The organism is Aggregicoccus sp. 17bor-14 (assembly GCF_009659535.1).
Lineage (GTDB): Bacteria > Myxococcota > Myxococcia > Myxococcales > Myxococcaceae > Aggregicoccus.
Genome location: NZ_VJZZ01000006.1, coordinates 196,957 through 211,599 on the forward strand (window position 1 = coordinate 196,957; position 14,643 = coordinate 211,599).

Below are 14,643 nucleotides of genomic sequence, written 5' to 3' on the forward strand. Positions count from 1 at the left end.
TTTGCTCCGCGGCACGCGACTGAACGTTCCGCCCCTTCGCGAAAGTTGCAGGTGCGTGCCCTGGCGGAGGAAAGGGGAGATGCTGCGCGGCATGGTCTCGCGCTTTCGACTCCTCGCCGCCGCGGCGCTCGCGCTCGGCGCCTGCAGCTCGCAGCCGCCGCCCACCCCGCCCGCGCCCGAGCTGCCCGCGGACCCCCGGGTGCTGGTGGGCGCAGGGGACATCGCCAGCTGCGACTGGGACGACGACGAGGCCACGGCGCAGCTGCTCGACACGACACCGGGCACGGTGTTCATGCTGGGGGACGCGGCGTATCCCAATGGCAGCAGCGAGACGCTCACGCGCTGCTACGGGCCGACGTGGGGGCGGCACCTCGCGCGCACGCGCCCCGCGCCGGGAAACCACGAGTACTACGCGGACGCCGCGGCGGGCCCCTACTTCCAGTACTTCGGGGCGGCCGCAGGCGAGCCCGGCCGCGGCTACTACAGCTACGAGGTGGCCACCTGGCACGTGGTGGTGCTCAACAGCGAGGTGGACGCGGGCGCGGAGAGCGCGCAGGTGAGGTGGCTGCGCGAGGACCTCGCGGCACACCCTGCGCACTGCACGCTCGCGTACTGGCACCGGCCGCGCTTCAGCTCGGGCGCCCACGGCAGCGCGCCCGAGCTGCAGCCGCTGTGGGACGCGCTGTACGCGGCCGGCGCGGAGGTGGTGCTCAGCGGGCACGACCACCACTACGAGCGCTTCGCCCCGCAGACGCCGCTCGGTGAGGCGGACCCCGAGCGCGGCATCCGCGCGTTCGTCGTGGGCACGGGCGGCGCGCCGACCTACCCCGTCGTCCAAGTGCTCCCGAACAGCGAGGTGCGCCGCGCGGAGGTGCACGGCGTGCTCAAGCTCACGCTCGAGGAGGACGGCTACCGCTGGGAGTTCCTCTCCACGAAGGGAGAGTTCCACGACGAGGGGAGCGGGAGCTGCCACTGAGCGCACTCCCCTCACGAACCGGAGGGAGAGGGCGCGTCGTGCAGCTGCGCCCCACGTTCAGCTCTCGCTCACGCCCGGTGCGCCACCTCCACGAGCACCGGGCCGGGCGCGTAGCAGTAGAAGAGCAGCGCGCCGCGGCGGTGGTCGAGCGGCGACACGCGCTCCACGCCGCCCTCGGTGATGCGCGCGTGCATCGCGCGCACCTCGTCCTCCGTGTCCAGGTGGAATCCCACGTGGAAGGGCTCGGGCAGCGCGTGTCCGCCTGGGCGCACGGGACTGAGCACCAGCGTGAAGCCGGCCTCGTCCTTCAGGATGGCGAGCGCGTCGCGCCCCTTCATCTCCACCAGCCTCAAGCCGAAGAAGCGCTCGAAGAAGGTGGCGGTGCTGCGCACGTCGGGAACGGGGAGGTCGAGGTGGTTGAGCTGCATGGCGTACGTCCTTTCGGGTGGGACCCGGACGGGACGTGGCCTCGAGCTGTCGAGAGCGGCCTTCGCATGACACACCCGTCCGAGCGCCCCGCTCTCAGAGCGGGGTCCTCGTCGTGGGTTCTCGCGAACAGCAGCGCGGAGCAGAGCTCTCCACCGTGGAGAGGGGTCGGGCTCACCAGATCAACCGACCCTGCCTTTTTCGACGGGGCCCAGGGTACGGGGCACGCTGGGGGGAAGCAAGCTCCCCCGCGGCGTCACTCGGCGCGCAGCACCGTCATCGGGTCCACCTTCGCGGCGCGCCTCGCGGGGACCACGCTCGCGAGCAGGGCGACCGAGAGCAGCAGCAGGCCGACCGCGGCGAAGGTGAGGGGATCCGTCGGGCTCACCCCGTACACGAGGCTCGAGAGCACCCGGGTGAGCCCCAGCGCGCACAGCGCCCCCACGCCGAGGCCCAGCGCCGCGAGCCCCGCCGCCTCGCGCACCACGCCGCGCAGCACCGTGCCCGCACTCGCTCCCAGCGCGAAGCGGATGCCGAACTCGCGCGTGCGCTGCGCCACCGCGTAGGACACCACGCCGTAGAGCCCCAGCACCGCGAGCAGCAGCGCGATGCTGCCGAAGGCCCCGAGCAAGAGCAGGCTGAAGCGGCGCTCGGCGAGCGAGCCCGAGAGCAGCGCCTCCACCGTGCGCAGCCGCGGCGGCACCTCGGGCATCAGCTCGCGCAGCACCGGCCGCGCCGCCTGGGCGAGCGCCGCGGACGAGAGCCTGTCCCCCGAGACCGCGAGGTGGAAGCGCCCCGCGTCCTTCAGCCGCTGCTGGCTGGAGCCGTAGAGCGTGGGCTGCGGCGCGGCGTCGAGCGACTCGTCGCGCACGTCGCCCACCACGCCCACCACGGTGAAGGGCGTCAGGTCTCCGTCCATGTTGCCGAACTGCACCACCTTGCCCAGCGGGTCCTCGCCGGGCCAGCGCGCGCGGGCGAGCGACTCGCTGACGAGCGCCACGTGCGGCGCGTCGTGCGTGTCGCCGGGGCCGAAGAGCCGGCCGCGCAGCAGGGGGATGCCCATCGCGCGGAAGTAGCCCTCGCTCGCGATGCGGTAGGCGGCCTGGCCCGTGCGCGTGGGCTCTCGCGCGAGCCGCCCGAAGTCCTCCAGCGTCTTCACCTCGTCCGGACGCTCGAGCACGAGGAAGGTGCCGTCCGGGTGGAAGCCCTCCATCGGGATGTCGCTCACGCTGCCCACCTCCTGCACGCCGGGCAGCGCGCGCAGCCGCTCCGAGAGCACCTGCTGCTGGCGCACCTGGCGCAGGCCCTCGGCCTCGTCCTGCGCGGGCGGCAGGACGACGCTCAGCATCGCCACTCCTCGCGTGCGGTAGCCCGGGTCCACCTGCAAGAGGCGCAGGAAGCTGCGCGCGAGCAGCGCCGCGCCCACCAGCAGCACCAGCGCGAGCGCGAGCTGCCCCACCACCAGCGCCGCGCGCCCGCGGCCCCCGCCGCCCGCGAGCGAGCGTCCGCCCGAGACCAGCGCCTCCCACGGGCTCTGCCCCGCGGCCTTGAGCGCCGTCACCCACCCGAGCCCGAGCGCGAGCAGGAGACTCAGGCCCAGTGCGAAAGCGAGCACCGCGCCGTTCACCCCCACCTCGCCCGCGCGCGGCAGGTCCCCGGGCTCGAGCGCGAGCAGCCCCTGCACGCTCCACGCGGCAAGCAGCACGCCGAGCCCACCGCCCGCGAGCGTGAGCAGCAGCGTCTCGGTGAGGAACTGGCGCACCAGCGCGCCGCGCCCCGCCCCCAGCGCCACGCGCACCGCGAGCTCTCGCCGCCGCGTGGCCGCGCGGGCGAGCAGCAGGTGCGTCACGTTGGCGCCCGCGACCAGCAGCAGGAAGGCCGCGGCCCCCAGCAGGATGAGCAGCGTGGGGCGCGCGCCGCCCACCAGGCTCTCGCGCAGCGGCACCGCGCGCGCGTCCGCCATGCGCGTGTCCACCCCGTACTGCGCCTTCAGCTCGCGCGCGACGGCCGAGAGCTCGCGGCCCACCGCCTCCAGCGCGACGCCCTCGCGCACCCGCCCCACCACCTGCCAGTTGTGCGCGGTGCGGCTCGCGTAGCGCGGCTCCAGCTCGCGCGCCGTCCACAGCTCGGTGCCCGCGGGGTAGTCGAAGCGCGGCGGGAGCACGCCCACCACCGTGTACGCGCGGCCCTCGAAGCGCAGGGTGCGCTGCTCGGCCGTGAGGGGCCGTGCGCCCAGGTGCCGGCGCCAGAAGGCGTCGCTCACCAGCACCGCGGGCGCGCCGCCCGGCTGCTGCTCCTCGGGGAGGAAGCCTCGGCCCTGCGTGGGCTGCACTCCCATCATCCGGAAGAAGTCGCGCGAGACCATGGCCAGCTCGGCGAAGGTGGGCGCGTCCGCCCCCGTGACTGCCACCTCCTGGCCGGCGGCGAGCTGTGCGAGCGCCTCGAAGCCGTGCACGCGCGCCTGCACGTCCTCGAAGTTCGGGTCGCTGAACTGCATCAGGTGCCCGTCCGTGGCCACCTGCGAGACGCGCACGAGGCGCTCGGGGTGGGGGTAGGGCAGGGGGCGCAGCAGCACCCCCTCCACCACGCTGAAGAGGGCGGTGCTCGCCCCGATGCCCACCGCCAGCATCAAGATGCAGGTGAGCGCGAAGCCAGGGGTGCGGCGCAGGCCCCGCAGCGCGTGGCGCAGGTCACCGGTGAACGTGTCCATGGGGCCTCCGAAGCCAGTCCGGGAGGCCTACGGGCGCGCAGGGCGGCGATTGCAGCTACTCGCGCGGCGCGGAGTCGGGCGGCCGGGAGTCGCGGGGCGGCAGGGGCGGCTGGCGGGCGTGCTCCGGCCCCGGAGGAGGCGGCGGGGGCGCGTTCTTGTCCCGGAACATGCGCCAGTTGTGCCAGTTCGAGCTCCACATCCAGGGCCCGAGCAGCATCGTCAGGGCGGTGAAGGCCACGGCGCCGCCCACGAAGATCAAGATGTCCATGTCACCTCTCCGTCCACGCCCGCTGTGGGCCCTCCGGCGCGAAAGGGCCGGCCCTCGTGTGCGCAGCGACCGGGGCCGCGAGGAGCCGAGCGTCCGCTCGCTCCCTGCCGCGCAGGCGCCGCGACGCCGCTGCACACGCGTCGAACTCTAGCGGGCACGGCCTGTACCGCAACCGCATGTGCTCAGGCTCACTGCTGCGCAGGAGAAGCGCGGCTCGGGTGCGCGTCAGGGCGTCGTCACGGCTTCAATGTGCGCGCGTGGTGGCGCAGGTGCTCCTCCACGAGCGTGGCGATGAAGTAGTAGCCGTGGTCGTAGCCCTCGTGGCGGCGCAGCTGCAGCGGCTGGCCGGCCCTGCGGCACGCGGCCTCGAGCAGCTCGGGGCGCAGCTCGCGCTCGAGGAACTTGTCCGCCGTGCCCTGGTCCACGAGCAGGGTGCCGGGCAGGCGTCGCCCCGACTCGAGCAGCGCCACCGCGTCGTGCTCGGCCCACGCCGCGCGGTCCTCGCCGAGGTAGCCCGCGAAGGCCTTCTGGCCCCATGGGACTCGAGATGGCGCCACGATGGGGGCGAAGGCGCTCACGCTCGCGTAGTCCTGCGGGTGGCGCAGCGCGAGGGTGAGCGCGCCGTGGCCGCCCATCGAGTGGCCGAAGAGGCCGCGCACGTCCTTGCGCACGGGGAAGCCCGCCTCCACCGCCTGCCGCAGCTCGCGGGTGACGTAGGTCTCCATGCGGTAGGCCTGGCGCCAGGGCTCGCGCGTGGCATCGAGGTAGAAGCCCGCGCCCTGGCCGAAGTCCCACGCGGCGTCGTCGCCGGGAAAGCGCGCGGCGCGCGGAGAGGTGTCGCAGGTGACGAGCGCGAGGCCCAGCTCCGCGGCCACCCGCTGCGCCCCGGCCTTCGCCATGAAGGTCTCCTCGGTGCAGGTGAGGCCCGCGAGGTAGTAGAGCGCCGGCGCTTCGCGCCCCGGGACGGCGCCGGGCGGGAGGAAGACGCTGAAGCGCATGGGCCCCGCACAGGCCTCGCTCGCGTGCTCGTAGAAGCCCTGCACGCCGCCGAAGGCGCGGTGCTCGCTGCGCACGGTGTGGCTCGGCGCCGCGGCCATCAGAACTCCACCACCGTGCGGATGCTCTTGCCCTCGTGCATCAGGTCGAAGGCCTCGTTGATGCGCTCGAGCGGCAGCTTGTGGGTGATGAGCCGGTCGATCTCGATCTTCTTGTCCATGTACCAGTCCACGATGCGCGGCACGTCCGTGCGCCCGCGCGCCCCGCCGAAGGCCGAGCCCTTCCACACGCGCCCCGTCACCAGCTGGAAGGGGCGGGTGGAGATCTCCTGCCCCGCGCCCGCGACCCCGATGATGGTGCTCACCCCCCAGCCGCGGTGGCAGCACTCGAGCGCCTGGCGCATCAGCTTCACGTTGCCCACGCACTCGAAGCTGTAGTCCGCGCCGCCGCCGGTGAGCTCCACCAGGTGCGCGACCAGGTCGCCCTGCACCTCCTTCGGGTTCACGAAGTGGGTGAGGCCGAACTGGCGCGCGAGCGCCTCGCGCGCGGGGTTCACGTCCACGCCGATGATCTTGTCCGCGCCGACGAGCTTCGCGCCCTGCACGACGTTGAGCCCGATGCCTCCCAGGCCGAACACCACCACGCTCGCGCCCGCCTCCACCTTCGCGGTGAAGAGCACCGCGCCGATGCCCGTGGTCACGCCGCAGCCGATGTAGCAGATCTTGTCGAAGGGGGCGTCGGAGCGCACCTTCGCCACCGCGATCTCCGGCAGCACCGTGTGGTTCGCGAAGGTGCTGCAGCCCATGTAGTGGTGGATCTTCTTGCCCTTGATGCTGAAGCGGCTGGTGCCGTCCGGCATCAGCCCCTGTCCCTGCGTGCTGCGGATGGCGGTGCACAGGTTCGTCTTGCGGCTGAGGCAGGACTTACAGTTGCGGCACTCGGGCGTGTAGAGCGGGATGACGTGGTCGCCCGGCTTCACGCTGGTGACGCCCGCGCCCACCTCGCGCACGATGCCCGCGCCCTCGTGGCCGAAGATGACGGGAAAGAGCCCCTCCGGGTCCGCGCCCGAGCGCGTGAACTCGTCCGTGTGGCACACGCCCGTGGCCTTGATCTCCACGAGCACCTCGCCGGCCCGCGGGCCCTCGAGGTCCACCTCCTCGATGACGAGCGGCTTTCCGGCTTCGTAGGCGACGGCGGCGCGGGTCTTCATGCGGGGCGTTCCTCCGGGGGGTGAGGATAGGGAGCGGCGCGCACCGAGCGGCCGGACGCGTGCGGCGATGCGTCCGTTGGTGAGCGTGCCGGCAACATCCGTCCGCCGCGCGTCGCCGGGCAGCGGGCCCCGCGTGCGGCTCGGTCCCACGCCTGCCGGGCCACCAGGATGCCGGCGCGCTGCGCGTGCCTACTGCGCTTGCGGATGGAGTTGTTGGAGGAGCATTGCCCGGCACGCGTCGCGTCGCTCCCGCAGGGCAGGGGCCTCCACCTGGCCGAGCGCTTTCAAGGCTCGCTCCGTCCAGCGCTCGGCCACGCCCGACGCGGGCTCTAGGTGCGGCGGGGTGCACACCGTCTCCAGCGGCAGAAGGTCCCCGACCACGAGGTGCAGCACATTCTCCGGGGCTTCGGGTAACGCGAGCGCGAGAGAGATGGCGAGATCCTCGGAAGGTCCCGCATCGGTACCCGGCCGCAACCTGCGCGCGACCTCGATCCATGCGGCCGCTCCCGACTGGACGCGCGCGCACAGCGACTCCCATTGCCCGGGCGCGTTCCACAGGCGTGTGACGACCTGCTGGGCGCCGTCACGGTCGACCTCCCGAAGCAGCGCATCCGCCGAAGGAAGACCTGACGCCCCGGCGCTCGAAGGGCTCGGCGGGTGCCCCGCACACGCAGAGGCGAGCAGCCAGAGTGCGACGATGGAAGGGGCGCGGAGCATGCGCGCCTACTGTATCGCCACGGGGCCTCGTGGGCTCGAGGGTGCGAGTAGGAATCCCTCACCCCGACCCTCTCCCAAAGGGAGAGGGGACAGTGCTTCACGTCTCCGCACGGAAGTTGCGCCCGAGCGCGCCACTGGTCCCCACGTAGTGCCGGAACACGTAGAGCAGCGGGCCCCAGCGCGCGGGGTCCACGTGGTGCGTGCCCGGCACGGTGATGTCCTCGTGCGCATGCACGCGCGTCACCTGCAGCTCGGCGATGGCGAAGCCAGGCTCGTCTTGCTCGGGCGTCTGCCACGAGCCGCGCACCTCGAGGAGCCGCGTCTCCAGCTGCAGCGGGCACTCGGCGACCCGTGGGGCGCCCACCGTGTCCGAGGGCAAGGGCGTGAGTCCTGCGCGCTCGAACTTGCGCGGCTCGAAGCGGTAGCCCATCTGCCGCTTCTCCACCGGCACCGGGTCTCGCCCCGTGGTGGGCCCCAGCCGTTCCACCTGCTCCCACAGCGCAGGGGAGGGCAGGTTCACGACCGCCTCGCGCGTGCGCTGCAGGTTCGCGAGCCCCTGGCCCAGCAGGCCGAGCCCTACGATGAGCCGATCGTCCAGCGCCCACACGCTGGAGAAGGGGCTGAGGTTGGCGCTGCCGTCCGGCTGCAGGGTGCTCAGCAGGGCGACGGGCGTGCCGAAATAGAGGATGCGCGGCTGGATGACGCGGTGGCGGGGCGTAGGCATGCGAGGAGGCTGGACCTGCGAGGCCCCGCGATGCTTCGGTGCGGAGCGAAACGTCCGCGCCCGGCGCCCGTTACTCTTTCACTCACCATGTCCCGCCACTTCGACCTCGCGCTTCCCGCCCACCTCATCGGCGAGCCCGCCCGCGCCCACATGCTCACCCGCCTGCTCGACGGCGCGGCGCGCACTGCCGGAGAGCTCGCGCGCGAGGCCGGCATCACCCCGCAGACCGCGAGCGCGCACCTCGCCCAGTTGCTCGAGGGAGGCCTCGTGCAGGTGGCCGCGCAGGGCCGCCACCGCTACTACCGGCTCGCGGGCCCCGAGGTCGCGCGCGCGCTGGAAGCACTCAGCCTCCTCACCCCCGCGGCCCGCGCCGCCGCGCGCGTGCCCGAGCCCCTGCGCTTCGCGCGCACCTGCTACGACCACCTCGCGGGGAAGCTCGCCGTGGACCTCGTCGGCGCGCTGGAGCGCAAGGGGCACCTCGCCGGCGGCGAGGATGCCTACGCGCTCACTGCGGAGGGCGAGCGCTACTTCGCGCACCTCGGCGTGGACCTGGAGCGGCTCGCGCGCGGCAAGCGCGCCTTCGCGAGGCCCTGCCTCGACTGGAGCGAGCGCAGGCCGCACCTCGCAGGCGCGCTGGGCGCCGCGCTCGCCGAGTGCCTCTTCGAACGCAAGTGGGTGGCGCGCGCACCGGAGGGACGCGGCGTGCGGCTCACCGTCACGGGTCGGCAGGGCTTCGAGCGCGACCTCGGGCTCGCCTGGGCATGACCCGGGGTCACTCCGTGCGGAATGGCCGCAGCTCCTCCTCGAGCCAGTCGCGCAGCGCGCACACCTTGGGGTGGCTGCGATTGCCCGTGCGGTAGACGAGGTCATAGCCGCGCTCGGCCGTGAGCCGCAGCTGCGGGAAGGGCGCGACGAGTCGCCCCGCGGCGATGTCGTCCGCCACCAGCGCGCTGCGCCCCAGCGCAACGCCCTCGCCGCGGATGGCCGCGTCGATGGCCATGCTGCCGTGGCTGTAGGCAGGACCCCTGCCGTGGCGCGCCCGGTCGACTCCCGCCAGGGCGAGCCACTGCTCCCAGTTCGCGAGCATGCGGTCCTCGTGCAGCAGCGTGCAGCGCACGAGGCTCGCGGGGGAGGGCAGCGCGCCGTGCTGCGCGAGGTAGGCCGGGCTGCACACCGGCGTCACCGTCTCCTGGAGAATGCGCTCGGAGAGCGCGCGCCGGTAGGGACCGTTGCCGTAGCGGATGGCAGCGTCGACCTGGCCGTCGTTCAGGTCCACCTCGGCGTCCGTCACGTCCAGGTGGATGTCGAGCTCAGGGTGGCGGGCCTGCAGCCGGTGCAGGCGCGGGGCGAGCCACTTGCTCGCGAACGAGATGCTGGTGCTGATGGTGAGGCGCGACACGCGGTCCTGGGTGCGGAGGCGCTCGGCCTCGCGCGTGAGCTCCCCGAGTACGCGGGTGACGGCCACGAGCAGCTCCGCGCCCGCCTCGGTGAGGACGAGCTGGCGCGTGAGCCTGCGGAACAGCGCCACCCCGAGGTCCTCCTCGAGCGTCTTGATGTGCCGGCTCACGGCGCCGTGGGTGACGTGCAGCTCCTTCGCCGCCCGCGTCATGCTCAGCAGCCGGCCGGTGGCCTCGAAGGCGCGCAGGGTCTGCAGGGGCGGGAGGCGGTCGAACATGTGTGAGCCAGACTCACGCATCCTGTGACGACGAATGGTTTGTCGGCAAGGCCCGCGGCCTCACAGGCTTCAGGCATGCGCTTCGACACCTGGCTCGTCTACCTCGTCGCCTGCATCGGCCTGTCGCTCACGCCGGGTCCCAACAGCCTCCTCGTCCTCACGCACGGCGCGCTGCACGGGAGCCGCAAGACGCTGTTCACCGTCTTCGGGGGCGTGCTGGGCTTCGTGGGCATCATCGCGCTCTGCCTCTTCGGCATCGGGACGCTGGTGCGGGCGTCGGTGACGTGGCTCGTGGCGCTCAAGTGGATGGGCGGCGCCTACCTCGTGTGGCTCGGCATCCAGGTGTGGCGCTCTCCCGCCGTCGACACCGAGGTGCGTGCCGCGCCCACCGAGGCCCGGGGCGGGACGCTCTTCCGCCAGGGCTTCCTCTCGGCCGCGACCAACCCCAAGGTCCTGCTCTTCTTCAGCGCCTTCCTCCCGCAGTTCATCGACCCGCACCGGGGCCTCGCGGCGCAGTTCGCGGCGCTGGCGGTGACCTACGCGGTGACGGAGTTTGCCGTCGAGTACGCCCTTGCGAGCGCCGCGGGCCGGGTGCGCCCCTGGCTCGCGCGCGTGGGCAAGCGCTTCAACCGGGTGTGCGGCGGCATCTTCGTCGCGTTCGGGGCGGCGCTTCCGCTGCACCCGTGAAGGGCCGTCCAGGAGGGCGTGCGGCTGGGCAGTGCAGGATGCGGTAGAACGCTGCAGCCATGAGTCGCGAGAAGAACACCGCCTACCTGCTGAAGGTGCTCACCGGGACGCACGAGGCACGCACCCGGCAGCGGCTGCTCCGCATGGCTGCGCTCTGGGTGGCGCTGCTGGGACTCTTCAGCGCCTACTACTTCTATCTCGCGCGCACTGCTCCCGCGACCGGAGGCACGCAGCCCCTGGACGCCCACCGCGTGGAGCGCAGTGAGCGTCCCTCCACCCCACCTCGCCCGCTGATGGGCATGGCGGTAGCGGGCGGAATCTTCCTGCTCGTCCTCGGCAATGGCTTCGTGGTGGCAAAGCGGAGGCGCAGGGAGCGCTATCGCCAGCTCGCGCGGACGCTGCGCTCATCGGACGTCTTCGATGGCCTCTCGTACGTCCACAGCGAGATGCAGCGGATGCGGCGCATCCCCGACCGCGATGCGTACGAAGCGCAGTCGCGAGCGCAGTTGTACGCGCTCTTCGGTGAAGAGGTGGCAGCCCGTCAGCAGCTGGATGCGGTGCGCTGGGAGGGGCGCGCTCCGCTCGTGCAGTCATGCCGGCTCAATGCCGAGCTGTGGATTGCACTGCTCTGCCAGCATGACCTCGCCGAGGCAGAGCGCCTCCACAGCGCGGTGCAGCGACTGTCCCAGGTGCCACCCTGGTGGCCCGGCGCCGGCGAGATGCGCATGGCCCTCCAGGTCCAGCGGGCGGCGATCGATGTCGCCGCTGGAAGGGCCGAGAGCGAACGCCTTCCAGTGCTCGAGCAGGGCCTGGAGGCGCATCACCCCTTCGTCCGTCTGCTCGCCGCATGGGGACTCGCCCGCGGTCCGGTCCAGACCTCCGTGGACGCCGCTCGGCGAATCCTCCAGGAAGAGGCGCCCCACGCGAAAGGACTTCACGGATGACGGCCGCTGGTACCGAATGGGAACAACGCATTGCAGCGCTGTGGGCTGCTCTCGATGAGATGCCACCACAGGACTTCCTTGCCCGGATGCGGGCACTCGCGGCAGAGGTCCCGGTGGGCAATGCGGTGGCGCTCTTCGAGCTCGCCTCCGCGCACGACTCCACGAGCCACGAGGCGGAGGCTGCGCCCTTGTATCGCCAGGCGCTCGCCGCGGGGCTCACGGGAATCCGGCGTCGGCGGGCCACGATTCAGCTCGCGAGCACGCTGCGCAACCTGGGACAGGTCGAGGAGAGCGTGGCGCTGCTCACCGAGGAGCGGGCCGCGGGCTCGGATGAGCTGGATGACGCGGTGAGTGCGTTTCTCGCGCTCGCGCTCGTGGAGGTGGGCCGAGAGCGCGAGGCGGTGGGGCTCGCGCTCGGGGCGCTCTCGCGGCACCTGCCGCGGTACAACCGCTCGCTGGCGCGGTATGCGCAAGCGCTCACGCGGAAGGCGTGACGTCTCTCGTCTGCTCACTTTTCCAGGACGACGCAGCTTCGCCCGGCACCCTCACCCAGGGGGAGAGGGAGGACGCGGTGGGACCAGGCGGGGCTTCCGTGGCCCCTCCTACTTCGGCGCGTACTTGCTCAGCTTGCGCTGCAGGCTGCGGCGGTGCAGCCCGAGCCGGCGCGCCGCCTCGCTGATGCTTCCGTCGCAATCGGCGAGCACGCGCTGGATGTGCTCCCACTCCACCTGCTCCAGCGACGGCGTCTCGATGCTCGCGGGCGCGGTCTGCCCTGCGAAGGCCGCGAGCAGCTCGTCCGCGTCCACCGGCTTCTGCAGGTAGCCCACCGCACCGAGCTTCGTCGCCTCGACTGCCGTGCCGATGCTCCCGTAGCCCGTGAGCACCAGCACCTGCGTGCCCGGGTCCTGCGCGCGCAGCTCCTTGAGCAGCTCCAGCCCGCTGCGCCCCGGCATGCGCAGGTCGATCACCGCGAGCTCCGGCGACTCCTCGTGTGCGAGCGAGAGCGCCTCGTCCGTGCTTCCTGCGCTGCGTACCTCGTAGCCCCGGTCGCGCAGCGCCCGCGCGAGCCGCTCGCGCAGGGGTGCATCGTCGTCTACCAGCAGCACGCTCGGCGCGCTCATGACGCGACCTCTGCTTCCTGCTCGGACGCGGGCAGCACCAGCGCCGCCGTGGTCCCCTCGCCCGGCCGCGAGCTGAGCTCCAGCGAGCCTCCGAGCTGCTCGAGCAGCGCGCGGGTGAGGAAGAGCCCGAGTCCCATGCCCTCGCCGGGGGCCTTCGTGGTGAAGAAGGGCTCGCCCGCGCGCGCGAGCGTCTCCGGGCTCATCCCGCGCCCCGAGTCCTGCACCGCCACCCGCAGCGCGCCGTCCACCCGCTCGGCGCTCACGCGCACCCTCGCCTCCGCGGGCGAGGCCTGCAGCGCGTTCTTCACCAGCCCGCGCAGCACCCGCGCGAGCGCCCGCGGCGGGCCGCGCACCGTCGCCTGCAGCGCGGGCCCCACGGGCCGCTCCACGCGCGCGGCCTCCGGCAGCTCCGCGAGCGCCGCCTCCACCCACGCGGCCACCGGCTGCTGCACGAAGGGCTCGCCGCTCAGCTGCCCTGCGTCCGCGGCCATCTGCTGCAGGATGTCGCGGCAGCGCGCCACCTGCTGGCGGATGAGCTGCACGTCCTCTCGCGCGGGGCCACCCTCCAGCGCGCGCTCCAGTTCGCGGCTCGCGACGGCAATCGTGCCCAGGGGGCTCGCGAGCTCGTGCGCGGCGCCCGCGGCGAGCGTGGCGAGCGAGGCCACCTTGTCCTTGCGCGCGGACAAGCTCACCGCGCGCGCCAGCTCCGCCTCGCGCGCGGCGAGCGCGCTGGTGACCCGCTGCACGAAGTGCACGATGAAGGCGCCGGCCACCGCGAACGCCACCCACATGCCGTGCAGGTGCAGGCGCATCATCTCCGCATGCCCGGGCAGCTGGAGGCCGAAGGGCGCCGGGCGCTCCTGCAGCACGAAGAGCGAGGCGAAGGCGAGCAGCGTCGCGGCGAGCACCCCCCAGGCGAGGCGCGCGGGCAGCAGCACCGCGGCGAGCGCGATGTTCACCAGGTACAGCGTGGTGAAGGGGTTGAACGAGCCGCCCATGAGGAAGAGCAGCAGCGTGAGCACGGCGCAGTCCCACAGCATCACGCCCGCGAGCGTGCGCGCGGTGAGGTGAACCCTTCGCGGCAGCCACACGCGCAAGAGCACCGTGCTCGCCGCCTCCAGCGCGAGCAGCGCCACCAGCGCGGTCAGGGGCAGCGCCACGCCGAGGCCCGCGTGCATCGCGAGCACCAGCAGCGCCTGACCCACCAGCGCCCAGCTGCGCAGGCGCAGGAACCAGCGCAGGTTGATGTGCATGCGCCCGGGGAGCGCGGCGGCAGGGGAGGGCGGAGGGGTCATCGTCGGCACCGGCAGGCCTTCCGCCCCGTCATACCGCGTCCGGCGCCCCGCGCACCTGCGACCCGATGTCGCAGCTAGAGCGTGAAGCCCAGCGTGGTGCGCAGCTGGGTGTCCGCGCGGGGGATGGTGGCGGGCGGGCGGCTGTCGTAGGTGGCGGTGAAGCTCACGGCGAGGCTCAGGTGCTTGTTCGCCTTCACCACGAAGGAGGTCTCGTTGAGCAGGCGCAGGTCAGCGGGCAGGTCCACGCGCGGCTGCACGTAGAAGGTCTCCACCAGGCTCACGTTCTCGCCCAGCACCCACTTGCCCAGCCCGTAGCTGGACAGGCGCAGGGCCGTGCTGCGCTCGCCCGCGTCCACCTGCGCGTCATTCGCGAGCCGCTCGCGCTCGAACATCACCGCGAGCCCGCCCGTCAGCTGCAGCCGCTCGGCCGTGAGCAGGCGCACCCGGGGCCCGGCGCCCAGCAGCATGCGCAGCTGCAGGCGGCGGAAGGCGTCGTACTCGTGCTGGGCGAAGGCCTCCGCCGCCCAGCGCTCGGAGAGCTGCTGGCGGCCGCGCAGGTGCTCCAGCGTGCGCGCGAGGATGCGCTCGCCGTTGCTCTTGCCGTACTCGCCGCGCACCACCCCCAGCAGCGCCTCGCGCTCGGTGCGGTACTGACCCACCAGGGAGCCGCGCGCGGAGAACAGGTCGTTGGCGCCCGTGCGCCACTCCACCGAGACCTCGCCGCTGGCGGAGGGGCCCAGGGGCGCCTCCTCGGTGAAGAGCGACTGGACGTTGACGATCTGCGCGCGAGCAGCCGGGGCCGCGAGCACGAGGGCGAGCAGGGCGAGAGGCGGGAGGGAGCGGGGAGCCACGCGCGGCGCTCTAGCAGGGCCTGCCGGGAGCGCCAAGACGTGT

16 protein-coding genes are annotated in these 14,643 nt (G+C 73.1%); 5 read left to right on the plus strand and 11 right to left on the minus strand.

Going from position 1 to position 14,643, the window contains the following annotated elements; translation table 11 throughout:
* Positions 1-79: 79 nt before the first annotated feature.
* Entirely contained in the window at positions 80-976 is an 897-nt protein-coding gene (locus FGE12_RS13550; protein WP_153866878.1) for a metallophosphoesterase, read from the plus strand.
* A gap of 68 nt (positions 977-1,044) precedes the next feature.
* Here the strand turns inward: FGE12_RS13550 and FGE12_RS13555 are convergent, their stop codons facing one another.
* The 7 genes from FGE12_RS13555 to FGE12_RS13585 form a co-directional block, all read right to left on the minus strand.
* On the minus strand, positions 1,045-1,404 hold the full coding sequence (locus FGE12_RS13555) for a VOC family protein (RefSeq protein WP_153866879.1): 360 nt from the start codon (positions 1,402-1,404) through the stop codon (positions 1,045-1,047).
* Between the two features lie 254 nt (positions 1,405-1,658).
* Positions 1,659-4,112 (minus strand): ADOP family duplicated permease, encoded by a 2,454-nt coding sequence (locus tag FGE12_RS13560; RefSeq protein WP_153866880.1) that lies wholly within the window; start codon positions 4,110-4,112, stop codon positions 1,659-1,661.
* Positions 4,113-4,167: 55 nt separating this feature from the next.
* A complete protein-coding gene (locus tag FGE12_RS13565; protein ID WP_153866881.1) occupies positions 4,168-4,380 on the minus strand; it encodes a hypothetical protein in 213 nt (70 codons plus the stop codon).
* A gap of 236 nt (positions 4,381-4,616) precedes the next feature.
* Entirely contained in the window at positions 4,617-5,477 is an 861-nt protein-coding gene (gene fghA, locus FGE12_RS13570; protein WP_153866882.1) for an S-formylglutathione hydrolase, read from the minus strand.
* Positions 5,477-6,586 carry an S-(hydroxymethyl)glutathione dehydrogenase/class III alcohol dehydrogenase gene (locus tag FGE12_RS13575; RefSeq protein ID WP_153866883.1) on the minus strand — a complete coding sequence of 370 codons (1,110 nt, stop codon included), beginning with the start codon at positions 6,584-6,586 and terminating at the stop codon, positions 5,477-5,479. Before FGE12_RS13575 ends, fghA begins: the two co-directional genes overlap by 1 nt.
* 189 nt (positions 6,587-6,775) lie before the next feature.
* Positions 6,776-7,303, minus strand: coding sequence for a hypothetical protein (locus FGE12_RS13580; RefSeq protein ID WP_153866884.1), 528 nt, complete (start codon positions 7,301-7,303; stop codon positions 6,776-6,778).
* A gap of 97 nt (positions 7,304-7,400) precedes the next feature.
* Entirely contained in the window at positions 7,401-8,027 is a 627-nt protein-coding gene (locus FGE12_RS13585; protein ID WP_153866885.1) for a flavin reductase family protein, read from the minus strand.
* Positions 8,028-8,114: 87 nt separating this feature from the next.
* Between FGE12_RS13585 and FGE12_RS13590 the strand changes: the two genes are divergently transcribed.
* The gene (locus FGE12_RS13590; protein ID WP_153866886.1) at positions 8,115-8,792 is read left to right on the plus strand and encodes a helix-turn-helix transcriptional regulator; all 678 of its coding nucleotides are present in this window, start codon (positions 8,115-8,117) and stop codon (positions 8,790-8,792) included.
* Positions 8,793-8,799: 7 nt separating this feature from the next.
* On the opposite strand, the gene gcvA is transcribed toward FGE12_RS13590, so the two are convergent.
* Positions 8,800-9,702, minus strand: coding sequence for a transcriptional regulator GcvA (gene gcvA / locus FGE12_RS13595; RefSeq protein ID WP_153866887.1), 903 nt, complete (start codon positions 9,700-9,702; stop codon positions 8,800-8,802).
* Positions 9,703-9,777: 75 nt separating this feature from the next.
* On the opposite strand from gcvA, the gene FGE12_RS13600 reads away from it, so the two are divergent.
* From FGE12_RS13600 to FGE12_RS13610, 3 genes are all read left to right on the plus strand, one after another.
* Positions 9,778-10,389, plus strand: coding sequence for a LysE family translocator (locus tag FGE12_RS13600; RefSeq protein WP_153866888.1), 612 nt, complete (start codon positions 9,778-9,780; stop codon positions 10,387-10,389).
* Between the two features lie 59 nt (positions 10,390-10,448).
* Entirely contained in the window at positions 10,449-11,333 is an 885-nt protein-coding gene (locus FGE12_RS13605; RefSeq protein WP_153866889.1) for a hypothetical protein, read from the plus strand.
* A gap of 86 nt (positions 11,334-11,419) precedes the next feature.
* On the plus strand, positions 11,420-11,827 hold the full coding sequence (locus FGE12_RS13610) for a tetratricopeptide repeat protein (protein WP_228530778.1): 408 nt from the start codon (positions 11,420-11,422) through the stop codon (positions 11,825-11,827).
* 108 nt (positions 11,828-11,935) lie between these two features.
* Here FGE12_RS13610 and FGE12_RS13615 read toward each other — a convergent pair whose 3' ends face one another.
* The 3 genes from FGE12_RS13615 to FGE12_RS13625 form a co-directional block, all read right to left on the minus strand.
* Positions 11,936-12,454 carry a response regulator transcription factor gene (locus tag FGE12_RS13615; RefSeq protein ID WP_153866891.1) on the minus strand — a complete coding sequence of 173 codons (519 nt, stop codon included), beginning with the start codon at positions 12,452-12,454 and terminating at the stop codon, positions 11,936-11,938.
* Positions 12,451-13,749 carry a sensor histidine kinase gene (locus FGE12_RS13620; protein WP_153866892.1) on the minus strand — a complete coding sequence of 433 codons (1,299 nt, stop codon included), beginning with the start codon at positions 13,747-13,749 and terminating at the stop codon, positions 12,451-12,453. The genes FGE12_RS13615 and FGE12_RS13620 overlap by 4 nt, the downstream gene beginning before the upstream one ends.
* Positions 13,750-13,823: 74 nt before the next feature.
* A complete protein-coding gene (locus tag FGE12_RS13625) occupies positions 13,824-14,600 on the minus strand; it encodes a DUF481 domain-containing protein (protein WP_194797857.1) in 777 nt (258 codons plus the stop codon).
* Positions 14,601-14,643 lie beyond the last annotated feature (43 nt).

Bases quoted from the DNA above. Each gene is read 5' to 3' on its own strand.
- FGE12_RS13550 (WP_153866878.1), top strand. From the start codon at position 80: ATGCTGCGCGGCATGGTCTCGCGCTTTCGACTCCTCGCCGCCGCGGCG.
- FGE12_RS13555 (WP_153866879.1), bottom strand. From the start codon at position 1,404: ATGCAGCTCAACCACCTCGACCTCCCCGTTCCCGACGTGCGCAGCACC.
- FGE12_RS13560 (WP_153866880.1), bottom strand. From the start codon at position 4,112: ATGGACACGTTCACCGGTGACCTGCGCCACGCGCTGCGGGGCCTGCGC.
- FGE12_RS13565 (WP_153866881.1), bottom strand. From the start codon at position 4,380: ATGGACATCTTGATCTTCGTGGGCGGCGCCGTGGCCTTCACCGCCCTG.
- fghA (WP_153866882.1), bottom strand. From the start codon at position 5,477: ATGGCCGCGGCGCCGAGCCACACCGTGCGCAGCGAGCACCGCGCCTTC.
- FGE12_RS13575 (WP_153866883.1), bottom strand. From the start codon at position 6,586: ATGAAGACCCGCGCCGCCGTCGCCTACGAAGCCGGAAAGCCGCTCGTC.
- FGE12_RS13580 (WP_153866884.1), bottom strand. From the start codon at position 7,303: ATGCTCCGCGCCCCTTCCATCGTCGCACTCTGGCTGCTCGCCTCTGCG.
- FGE12_RS13585 (WP_153866885.1), bottom strand. From the start codon at position 8,027: ATGCCTACGCCCCGCCACCGCGTCATCCAGCCGCGCATCCTCTATTTC.
- FGE12_RS13590 (WP_153866886.1), top strand. From the start codon at position 8,115: ATGTCCCGCCACTTCGACCTCGCGCTTCCCGCCCACCTCATCGGCGAG.
- gcvA (WP_153866887.1), bottom strand. From the start codon at position 9,702: ATGTTCGACCGCCTCCCGCCCCTGCAGACCCTGCGCGCCTTCGAGGCC.
- FGE12_RS13600 (WP_153866888.1), top strand. From the start codon at position 9,778: ATGCGCTTCGACACCTGGCTCGTCTACCTCGTCGCCTGCATCGGCCTG.
- FGE12_RS13605 (WP_153866889.1), top strand. From the start codon at position 10,449: ATGAGTCGCGAGAAGAACACCGCCTACCTGCTGAAGGTGCTCACCGGG.
- FGE12_RS13610 (WP_228530778.1), top strand. From the start codon at position 11,420: ATGCGGGCACTCGCGGCAGAGGTCCCGGTGGGCAATGCGGTGGCGCTC.
- FGE12_RS13615 (WP_153866891.1), bottom strand. From the start codon at position 12,454: ATGAGCGCGCCGAGCGTGCTGCTGGTAGACGACGATGCACCCCTGCGC.
- FGE12_RS13620 (WP_153866892.1), bottom strand. From the start codon at position 13,749: ATGACCCCTCCGCCCTCCCCTGCCGCCGCGCTCCCCGGGCGCATGCAC.